The sequence below is a fragment of the Streptococcus sp. LMAG:39 genome (assembly GCF_008680485.1).
GTDB classification, from domain to species: Bacteria; Bacillota; Bacilli; order Lactobacillales; family Streptococcaceae; genus Streptococcus; species Streptococcus pasteurianus.
Genome location: NZ_NALE01000001.1, coordinates 625,054 through 635,682, shown reverse-complemented (window position 1 = coordinate 635,682; position 10,629 = coordinate 625,054). Strand labels below are relative to the sequence as shown.

The 10,629-nt window shown below is 35.4% G+C and carries 7 protein-coding genes; all 7 read left to right on the top strand.

Translation table 11 applies throughout. The annotated features are described in order from the left end of the window. Positions 1–3: 3 nt before the first annotated feature. On the top strand, positions 4–930 hold the full coding sequence (locus tag CCC20_RS03005) for a carbohydrate ABC transporter permease (protein ID WP_013852152.1): 927 nt from the start codon (positions 4–6) through the stop codon (positions 928–930). A 68-nt stretch (positions 931–998) separates the two neighbouring features. Further along, a complete protein-coding gene (locus CCC20_RS03000; RefSeq protein WP_058692432.1) occupies positions 999–2,459 on the top strand; it encodes an ABC transporter substrate-binding protein in 1,461 nt (486 codons plus the stop codon). 264 nt (positions 2,460–2,723) lie between these two features. Continuing rightward, positions 2,724–4,325, top strand: coding sequence for a glycoside hydrolase family 13 protein (locus CCC20_RS02995; RefSeq protein WP_003065933.1), 1,602 nt, complete (start codon positions 2,724–2,726; stop codon positions 4,323–4,325). A 19-nt stretch (positions 4,326–4,344) separates the two neighbouring features. Continuing rightward, complete coding sequence (locus CCC20_RS02990; protein WP_013852149.1) at positions 4,345–7,104, top strand: endo-beta-N-acetylglucosaminidase; 2,760 nt, start codon at positions 4,345–4,347, stop codon at positions 7,102–7,104. Positions 7,105–7,454: 350 nt separating this feature from the next. After that, positions 7,455–8,063, top strand: coding sequence for a YesL family protein (locus CCC20_RS02985; RefSeq protein WP_003065929.1), 609 nt, complete (start codon positions 7,455–7,457; stop codon positions 8,061–8,063). Between the two features lie 12 nt (positions 8,064–8,075). Beyond that, entirely contained in the window at positions 8,076–9,503 is a 1,428-nt protein-coding gene (locus CCC20_RS02980; protein WP_003065927.1) for a glycoside hydrolase family 1 protein, read from the top strand. A 39-nt stretch (positions 9,504–9,542) separates the two neighbouring features. Next, positions 9,543–10,415, top strand: a complete 873-nt coding sequence (locus tag CCC20_RS02975) for an ROK family protein (RefSeq protein ID WP_013852148.1) — start codon at positions 9,543–9,545, stop codon at positions 10,413–10,415. Positions 10,416–10,629 lie beyond the last annotated feature (214 nt).

The following is a 10,629-nucleotide window of genomic DNA, read 5'->3' as shown; positions in this document are numbered from 1 at the left end:
ATTGTGAAGAAAAAAAAGAAAAAAATAGCATCTTTATCTGTTAGGGGATTTAATCGTCCGGTCAATTTTATCTTCAATATTGTGATTGCGTTATTTGCGATTTCATGTGTTCTCCCCTTTTTATTTGTTTTAGCTATTTCACTTACAAAAGAATCAGCTTTACAGCAATATGGTTATAGTTTTTTTCCTAGGGAATGGAGCTTTTATGCTTACACTTTCTTGTTTGATCAGATGAAAGAGAAGATGTTGCAGTCTTTATTTGTAACAATTCTTGTAACAGTTCTTGGGACAGTGATTAATGCGACGGCAACTTCTTTATATGCTTATGCAATTTCTCGGAATAACTTTCCTTTTCGTCGCTTTTTTACAGTATTTTGTCTTATCACTATGCTGTTTTCACCTGGTATGATTGCTAACTATCTTGTTGTAACCAATCTTTTGCAACTGCAAGATACAATTTGGGCCTTAATTTTACCAATGGCAGTTTCTCCATTTAATATTATTGTTATGCGAACCTTTTTCAAACGTTCGGTTCCGGATTCTATTATTGAGTCAGCACGTATTGACGGGGCTAGCGAGATGAGAATCTTTACTCAAATTGTTCTTCCACTAGCTGTCCCTGGTATTGCTACTATCTCACTTTTTGCAGCGCTTGGCTATTGGAATGATTGGTTCAATGCTCTACTTTATATATCAGATGATAAGCTGATACCGTTGCAGTATTTATTGATGAAGATTCAAAATAATCTACAATATTTGACGCAAAATGCTGGAGCAGGATCACAGATTGCTGGTGGTCTAGCGGCTCTTCCGGGAGAATCAGCTCGAATGGCTATTGTCGTTATCTCAACTTTGCCGATTGCAATCAGCTATCCTTTCTTCCAACGCTATTTTGTTAAGGGATTGACAATTGGCGGTGTCAAAGAATAGCTAAGATATTATTTACTTTTTAATGTGTTATTTAAATAAAATGGAGGAAACTCCAAGGAGGTTATCTTATGAAAAAATACCAAAGAATTGCTCTTGCTTCACTGTCGATATTGGCAGCTACAACTCTCGTAGCTTGTGGAACTTCAAAATCTTCTAAAGAAGGTTCTAGTGACAAAATCCTGCACATGTATCAAAAAGGTGATAAGCCGGATAATTATGAAGAGTTGATGGCTCAAGCTAATAAAATTATTGAAAAAGAAACAGGATATAAACTAGAAATTAGTTACATTGGTTGGGGAGATTATGATAAAAAAATGAATGTTATAATTTCTTCTGGTGAGGATTACGATATAGCTTTTGCTCAGGATTATGCGACTAATGCTTCTAAGGGAGCGTTTGCTGATTTGACAGACTTAGCACCTAAGTATGCTAAAACTGCATATGAATCTCTCAATCCATCTTATATTGAAGGAAATAAGATTAATGGTAAACTTTATGCTTTTCCTGTAAATGCGAATATTTATGCCCAACAAGTAATTACTTTTAATAAACAGTATCTTGATAAGTATAATTTATCAATTAATGATGTGAATTCCTTTGCGTCAGCTCAAAAAGTTTTAGAAGAATTTCATGAAAAAGAGCCAAATATTGCAGCTCTAGCTGTTGGTCAAGGGTATAAAACACCAGGAAATGTTGATTATGTATTAGGAAATGGCCTACCATTTGCGGTTGATGTGACTGGAGATGGAAAGAAAATTCAAAATGTATATGATATTTCTTCTTATGTTGAGAATTTAAAACTAATGCATGAATATTATACAAAAGGACTTATTCCAGCAGATGCTGCTACTTCTAGTACTGCTTATGATTTGAACTCAAACAACTGGTTTGCTCGAATTGAGACTCAAGGTCCTTACGATTATGGTGATACCATCTTAACGCAAGCTGCAGGTCAAGAATTAGTTTCAAAACCTTTGACAGAATCATTGATTACAACTGACCAAGCACGTGTAGCAAATTTTGTTGTCTCAAATACTTCTAAACATAAAAAAGAAGCAGTGCAAGTTCTTGGATTAATCAACAGCAACGAAAAGCTACTTAATACTCTTGTTTATGGTATTGAAGGTAAACAATGGGAAAAAACGGGTGATAAGAAGATTAAAACATTGAAATCTTATAGTGAAGGTGTAACACACATGCCTGCTTGGAATACTGGAAATAATGCCCTTCTTTACACTACAGATGCTGTTACAGATGAGATGATTGCTAAAAGAGATGAGTCTATTAAAAATGCTTCTGTTTCACCATTATTAGGTTTTACTTTCGATCAATCAAAAGTAAAATCTGAGATTTCAAATCTTTCTAATGTGATGAGTCAGTACTTGGACCAATTAAATACAGGAAGTGTTGATCCGACTGAAACATTGCCAAAACTAAAAGATGATTTGAAGAAAGCTGGTTTTGATAAAGTACAAAAAGAAATGCAAGCACAATATGATGATTATCTTAAAAGTAAAGAATCTAACTAAAGGTATGGTTAACAACAGTCGTTTTTAAAATTAGAGTTTAATTGGTCTAACGTATTAAAACTTTGCTATACCAGAAATCTACTTGACTGAAATTCGGTAGAAAAATTAGTAAGTATCGGGACCTCTCTTGTTGTTTTTTTAAAACATCTTGGGAGGTCTTATTTACTAATAAGTTAACTCAACATTTTATTTTCTTCCTCTTGTATCTATCTTATTCTTAAGCTACATTGGAAGTTGTTCACAATAAAAAATGATTTGGAGTATATGATGACTAATTGGTGGAAAAAAGCTGTTATTTATCAGATTTATCCACGTTCTTTTAAAGATAGTAATGGTGATGGAATAGGAGATATACGTGGAATCTTAGAGAAGTTAGATTATCTAAAAAACTTAGGAATTGATGCTATTTGGCTATCTCCTGTTTATCAATCTCCCATGGTTGATAATGGTTATGATGTGGGGGATTATTGTAAAATCGACCCAATTTTTGGAACGCTATCAGATTTTGATAAGCTTGTCAATCAGTCAAAAAAACTAGGAATTCGTCTGATTATGGATATGGTGGTAAATCATACTTCGGACCAACATGCTTGGTTTCAAGAATCTTGTAAATCTAAGCATAATTCTAAAAGAAATTTCTATATCTGGCGTGATCAGCCTATCGGAAATCCTAGTAACTGGACCTATGATTCGCAGACCAATCAGTATTATTACCATCTCTTTAGTCCCCAGCAACCTGATCTTAACTGGGAAAATAAAGAAGTTCGTCAGCAAATTTATCAGATGATGAATTTTTGGTTAGACAAAGGTATTAGCGGTTTTCGTTTGGATGTGATTGATTTGATTGGTAAGCAAGTCGATAAGGAAGTGACAGTAAATGGGCCGCATCTTCATGATTATCTTCAAGAAATGCATGAGGCTACCTTCGGAAAGCGTGATTGTCTTGTCGTTGGTGAGGCTTGGTCGAGTTCACCAGAGTTGGCAAAGCTTTACAGTGCGCCAGAACGTAAGGAATTGTCGATGGTTTTTGGCTTTTGGCATATCTTGACTTCAGCTGGAAATGGTGACAAATGGAATAAACTTCCTTTAAATGTACCAAAACTAAAAGAGGCTCTACTTGCTTGGCAATCACTAAAGCCAAATCAAGCATGGAATGCTTTATTTACAAATAATCATGATTTGCCACGCATAGTATCTTTCTGGGGTGATGAAGGAGACTATCGTGAGCGTTCGGCTAAAGCTTTTGCTATTCTTTTTCACTTGCTACGAGGCACACCCTTTATTTATCAGGGAGAAGAATTGGGCATGACCAACTATCCCTTTACTGACTTGTCGGAGTTTAAAGATATAGAATCGTGGGATTTTTACAAGTTACAACGACAAATTGGGAAGTCAAAAGAAGATATTTTGAATATCTTACGTGATATGAGTCGTGACAATGCTAGAACCCCTATGCAATGGACAAGTGATATCCAAGCAGGATTTACAACGGGGATTCCTTGGATATCAGTAAATCCTAATTATGTCAATATTAATGCAAAGGATGCTTTAGCAGAGCCTCAATCTATTTTTACGACTTATCAAAATCTGATTCGTCTGAGACACGATGAAGATTGGGTCACTACGGGAGAAACTTTATTTCTAGATAGTGTTGATAGCGTTATTGCCTATCTCAGAAAAACATCTCACCAGACAATTCTTGTGGTCATTAATTTGTCATCCTATCCACAGAATTTTGAGTCTGATTTTATTATAAAACGTCTTATTATTGGTAATGTCTCATTTCCAGATTCGCTGAGTATGGTTTTGCTCCAACCTTGGCAAGCTTTTGCTATCGAAATCGATTCGGTGACTAGGGAAGACTAACTATTTATTGGAGAATGATATGAAAATAACGAAGAAAATGCTCGTTCGATTAGGTCTGTCAACAACAGGAGTGTTAACAGTAGCAACTTTATTAGCAGCTTGTAATAATATGTCTAGTGAGACAAACTATAAAGTAACCTCGGAAGCAATAGCGGACTATCAAAGTAAAAATACCCCCATTTCCTCCTATTGGATGCCCGAAAAATTCTTGAAGTGGTCAGCTAAAAAAGATAAAGATTTACTTTATAATCAATCAAGAGTTCCTCTGGCAAAACGTGTTGCTACAGAGAATTTAACTTCGTCAAATTCCTCACAAAATGAGAAGACTAAAATTGTAGCTCTTTCGATGATGAACTCGTCTACTTCGGGGAACCCATCACGTGGTAGTTCTGAATTTTCGACTTATACTTTCGACTATTGGCAATACATTGATACACTAGTGTATTGGGGTGGTTCAGCTGGAGAGGGGTTGATTGTGACTCCATCAGCAGATGTTATCGATGAAGCTCATATCAACGGTGTACCTGTTCTGGGCACGATTTTCCTACCTCCTAATGAATATGGTGGTAAGGAAGATTGGGTTAAGAAAATGCTTGCAAAGGATGATAATGGTCAATTTCCATTTGCAAGTCAAATGGTAAAAGTGGCAAAAGCATATGGATTTGAAGGTTGGTTTATCAATGAAGAAACAGATGGACTTAGCGCTGAAGATGCGGCAAATATGAAAGCCCTTATTCAACAAGTCAAAAAAGAAGAGCCTAATCTGCAAGTGATGTGGTATGATGCCATGACAAAAGATGGTAAGGTAGATTGGCAAAATCAACTTAATGATCAAAATGCAACCTTCATAGAAGATAAGGCAGCTGATAGCATGTTCTTGAATTTTTGGTGGAATACTAATAAGCTAGCCGATCAAAAGTTACTTGAGAAATCAAATCAATACGCTAAAGAACATAGTTTGGATCCGTATCAAATTTATGCGGGGATAGATGTTCAAGAAAAAGATGTGCAGACATCGGTTAAATGGGACTTATTGGAGCAAGGAGACAATAGCACCCAAACTTCTATCGGTTTGTATGCTGCTAGTGCCACCTATACCAATGCTACTGATTGGGATGATTTCCAAAATCGCGAGTCAACTTTTTGGGTCAATCAAGAAGCAGATCCAAGAAAAGTCGATGCCTCTGATGATGAATCTTGGATCGGACTTTCTAAATATGTCCTGGAAAAATCAGCAATCACAGGAGATTCGTTTACTACTAATTTCAATCTAGGAAATGGTTATAATTATTTTAAAGACGGTCAAAAAATATCCGAAAGAGACTGGAACGATCGTAGTTTGGCGGGTATTCTACCGACTTATCGTTGGATTATTGACAATGAAGGCGATAATCAGATAACTCCAAGTTTTGATTTTGCTAATGCTTATAATGGTGGTAATTCTCTTAAATTGCAGGCAGACTATCTTGCAGCAGGTAAATCTTCTACGCTTACTTTGTTTGCCACAGATTTGACCGTCAAAAAAGATGCCATTTTTTCTGTCAAGATGCGTTCCGATCAATCAGTTAAAGTTAAAGCGATTTTTGAATTATCTGATGGTAAAAAAATTGAGTTATCTGGGGATAAAAGCTTAGATAGTGATTGGTCTAATATTACTTTTGATACCAAAAAACTGGTTGGAAAAAACATTCGAAAAATTGGACTTCGCTTGACAGCAGATAAAGATATGGAGGCTCAATCTATTCATATTGGCGAAATGACATTGACAAATGGAGACAAAGCTAAAAATATTTCTGTAGCAGAGGCTAAAGTCTCTGATAAAGTCTTTGAAGAAGAAGGAACTATTGGTGGTTTTAGACTAACTTGGAAGTCAGATGCAGATGAGAGTAATCAAGTACACTATGAGATTTATCAGATCAATGCGGATAAAAGCAAGGAATTTTTAGGTAGCTCCAATATTAATGCTTTCTTTGTAAACGCTTTAAAACGTGGTAAAAATGTAGAGAAAACAAGCTTTGAGATTGTACCTGTTAACCAAGAGGGTAAAGCAGGAAAATCATCAACTACTACAGTTGATTGGCCAGACAATTCTTTACCAAAAGCAGCATTTGTAGCAGATAAAACAGTGGTTAGTATTGGTGAAAAAGTGCACTTTATAAATAAGTCAAACTTAGCTTCTGTAAAATACAAGTGGAAAATCGAAGGTGCCGATAAGGAAAGTGCAACAGCGAAAAATCCGACAGTAAGTTTTGCAAAAGCAGGTACCTATTCAGTTAGTTTGACAGCAGTAAATAATAAGGGCAAGGAAAATAAAGTGACGCAAAAAGCTTTAATAACTGTCGTAGATAAAACAGTGGAATTAACAAATTTTGCTCTCAATAAAGTAGTTGAAGTGGATGGATTTACCAATGAATCAGAAGCAGGCGAAATGGTTGTTGATGGTAAATTAGATACGAAGTGGTGTGCTGTTGGCCCCCGTAAACATAATGTGACGATTGATCTTGGAAAAGCAGAAACAATTAACCAAGTATCAATCAGCCATGCAGAAGCTGGTGGAGAATCGGCGGACATGAATACTTCCGATTATATTGTTGAAGTCTCAGCAGATAAGCAAAACTGGACAGAAGTTGCTAATGTGAAAAAAAATAAGGCGGAAGAAACACAACACGCCTTTAAGCAATGTCAAGCACGTTATGTGCGTATCACAGCAAAAAAACCAACTCAAGGTTCTGACTCGGCGGTTCGCTTGTATGAAGTTCAAGTACAAGGTTTAAAATAAATACAAAATTCACTTAGAAAAGATACTTCCTTATATTTCGGCATTTCTTAATGAATCATTATTTATGAATTTGCAACTCTTATTTGAGTAAAATAATCCTTTAGAAATAAGTAATTCTGAGAAAAATGGATCATGTACACTCTTCGAAAGTTAAAACGATACTGTACCTTCCTTGACTTACCAAATCTTGGTTATGGGGTAGTTCATTATCTAGTATAGTTTTAATTTTCGTTGAGCGCTATTTGATATTTACTGTTTACCTTAAAACGATATTAACGTTGTTTAAAAACAGTTAAGTCCTCAGAGAAGTGGTACAATAAGGAAAAACACAAATAGAAAGATAGTGAAAAATGATTGGAAAAGCATTAGAAACTTTTTTTATTCGAATATGGGTTATCGTAAAATTGACCCTATTCTTTTGGATTTTAACGGCTACTGGTTTAATTGTTGCGGGAATCGGACCTGCTTTAAAAGTTATTACCATTCTTTATTTATCATATGACTTCGATTATAAATCTATTACGTTAAGGGAAGCGTTTCAACTTTTTCGAAAAGAGTTTGCACGCGCGAACCTAATTTTTTGGATTTATACAGCTATACTTATTTTACTTAGCTACAATTTATATTTATCAGTGCAGATTTCAGGTCTATTATTCTTAGTAGTTGATTTTATTTTGTTCTTCGCTTTAATTTTTGTCATAATAGCTTTTGAGTATGCTTTATTGATCGATAGTCAATTTGAGATAAGTATAAAGAATTTAATAGGATTAAGTTTTATTTCAAATTTTGTTAATTTTATGACCTATTTAAAACTATTAGTAGGTTTAGTTTTGATTTTAGCTCTCACATATCAATTTAAGGGATTAATTCTTTTTGGGATGATAGGGCTTTTACAGGTCTATTGTGTAGCTGTTACTAAGGATTGGCGAAATCATGTTGAGGAACAATTAGCAGAATAAAAGGAGCTTTGTATGTTAGTAACATTTCCAAAGGATTTTTTATGGGGGGGAGCAACGAGTGGCCCGCAAACCGAGGGACGATTTAAGAAAAAGCACGATAGTGTCTTTGACTATGATTTTGATCACTATCAAGAGCGTTTTTGGGGAGCGCTAGGTCCAGACACTGCCAGCAATTTTTTTCATGATTTTAAAGAAGACATACGTTTGATGAAAGAAGCTGGTTTAAAATCACTAAGGACCAGTATTCAGTGGACTCGTTTAATAGATGATTTTGAGAAAAACACTGTCAATGAACAAGGACTTGCCTTTTATAATGCTGTTATTGATGAGTGCTTGGCACAAGGCATTCGCCCCATGTTGAATTTAAATCATTTTGATTTACCAATGGAGTTGATGGAACGGTATGGTGGTTGGGAGAGTCGTCATGTAGTGGATTTGTACGCAAAATTTGCTTCTGTTTGCTTCCAAGCATTTAGCGATCGTGTGGTTGATTGGTTTACCTTCAATGAACCGATGGTAGTGGTTGAATGTGGCTATCTTCTAGGTTTTCACTACCCAGATCTAGTTGATGGCAAAAAAGCAATTCAAGTCGCTTATCACCTTCAATTAGCTTCCTCGTGTGCTATTGCGAATTACCGAAAATATAATCAAAACCCCAAAGGACGGATTGGTATTATATTAAATGTTACGCCTGCCTATCCAGCGACAGACAATATAGAAGATATCAAAGCAACAGAGATGGCAGATCTTTGGCAAAATCGTTTCTTTCTAGATGCTTCAGTTAAAGGCCAATTTCCAAAAGATTTTGTGGAATTATTGGTTAAAGAAGGTATTATCTGGAACTCTAATGTAGAGGATCTGGCTTGTATTCAGAATAATACCATTGATATTTTAGGGATAAATTATTATCATCCAAATCGTGTTAGAGAACCAGAGTATTCAAGTGACAGTTTAGCGCAAGATTGGCGTCCAGATAAATATTATGCTTCTTATCAAAAACGAGGAGTACGTATGAATGCAGATAGAGGATGGGAAATTCATCCTCAGACGCTATATGCTATTGCAAAACGTTTACAAAATGATTACGGAAATCTTCCTTGGTTTGTATCAGAAAATGGAATTGGAGTTGAAAATGAAGAACGCTTCAAAGATGCAGATAATATGATCTGCGATGATTACCGTATTATTTTCATGACTGAGCATCTTTTTTGGTTATATAAAGCTATAGAGGAAGGTGCTAATTGTTTAGGATATCATGTCTGGACTCCGATAGATTGTTGGAGTTGGCGAAATTCATATAAAAATCGTTATGGATTAATTGCTCTAAATACGCATACTCAAATTAAGACGTTAAAAAAATCTGCTTACTGGTATAAACAGCTAACAGATACGTCTACTCTAGATATTTCTGAAGAAATTTTAGAAAAGTATCGAACTTGATAGTAATTTTTTAACTAATTATCTGTATAAGGAGATATTATGCCATTACTAGCTATTGATATCGGTGGAACAACCATAAAATACACCCTTTATGATAAAGGAAAATTAGGAGATATTACCAGTGTTAAAACACCGATAGATTTAGAATCTTTTTATCATTGCCTAAGTAATATAGTGGAACAGGCAAAGAAGGAACACATTATTCAAGGTGTAGCGATTAGTTCCCCGGGTGCTGTTAATAAAAACACTGGTGTTATTGAAGGAGCAAGCGCTCTACCTTATATACATGGATTTAATATTCAGTCGGAACTTGAAACACTGTTTGCTCTTCCTGTATCCATTGAAAATGATGCCAATTGCGCAGCTTTAGCAGAAGTAGCTTTTGGAGCGGCTAAAGGCTGTACGACAGCTTTGTTGTTAGTTCTTGGAACTGGTGTGGGAGGTGCTGTTGTTATCGATGGTAAGGTTCACCATGGCGAGCATCTTTTTGGTGGGGAATTCGGTTATATGTTGGTGGATGATACTCAAACTTTCTCAACTGTTGGAACGACTGTTAGCATGGCTAGACGTTATTATAAACGTACAGGGGAAAAGTTAGATGCAGTTGAGATTTTTGAAAGGGCTTTTCTTGGTGAAACCATTGCTTGTGAGGAAAAAGCTTTTTTTGTACATCAGGTAGCCAGAGGAATTTTTAATTTATCTTATGCTTTTGATCCAGACATTATTTTAATAGGTGGAGGTGTTTCTCAGGCAGATTGGTTAATTCCCGACTTGACAAAAGAATTGAATAATCTGAAGCAAATCGTTGGTATTGCGCCTTTTGTCCCAAATATTGCCAGATGTCGATTTCAAAATGCTGCTAACTTAATGGGGGCTACTGTTGATTTTTTACAAAAAAACAAATTATCTTAACATAGTAGCAGCATATTTTTTGAAAGACTTGCTATACTTAGGTTGACCACTCTTGTTCTTATTACATTTCCGGCGAAATAAACAGTGATAGAGTGGAACTATGGATGTTATTGCAATTAAGGTAAATTATTTTTAGTGTGAGGCATCTTCTTTCATAAGATTTAAGAATTGTCCATCTATTGATTGTTTGTTACTGTTACAAATGATTTACTTC

What these genes read in the sequence shown, in the direction of transcription:
- CCC20_RS02985 (WP_003065929.1), top strand. Translation starts at nt 7,455, where the DNA reads ATGATTGGAAAAGCATTAGAAACTTTTTTTATTCGAATATGGGTTATC.
- CCC20_RS02990 (WP_013852149.1), top strand. Translation starts at nt 4,345, where the DNA reads ATGAAAATAACGAAGAAAATGCTCGTTCGATTAGGTCTGTCAACAACA.
- CCC20_RS02975 (WP_013852148.1), top strand. Translation starts at nt 9,543, where the DNA reads ATGCCATTACTAGCTATTGATATCGGTGGAACAACCATAAAATACACC.
- CCC20_RS02995 (WP_003065933.1), top strand. Translation starts at nt 2,724, where the DNA reads ATGATGACTAATTGGTGGAAAAAAGCTGTTATTTATCAGATTTATCCA.
- CCC20_RS02980 (WP_003065927.1), top strand. Translation starts at nt 8,076, where the DNA reads ATGTTAGTAACATTTCCAAAGGATTTTTTATGGGGGGGAGCAACGAGT.
- CCC20_RS03000 (WP_058692432.1), top strand. Translation starts at nt 999, where the DNA reads ATGAAAAAATACCAAAGAATTGCTCTTGCTTCACTGTCGATATTGGCA.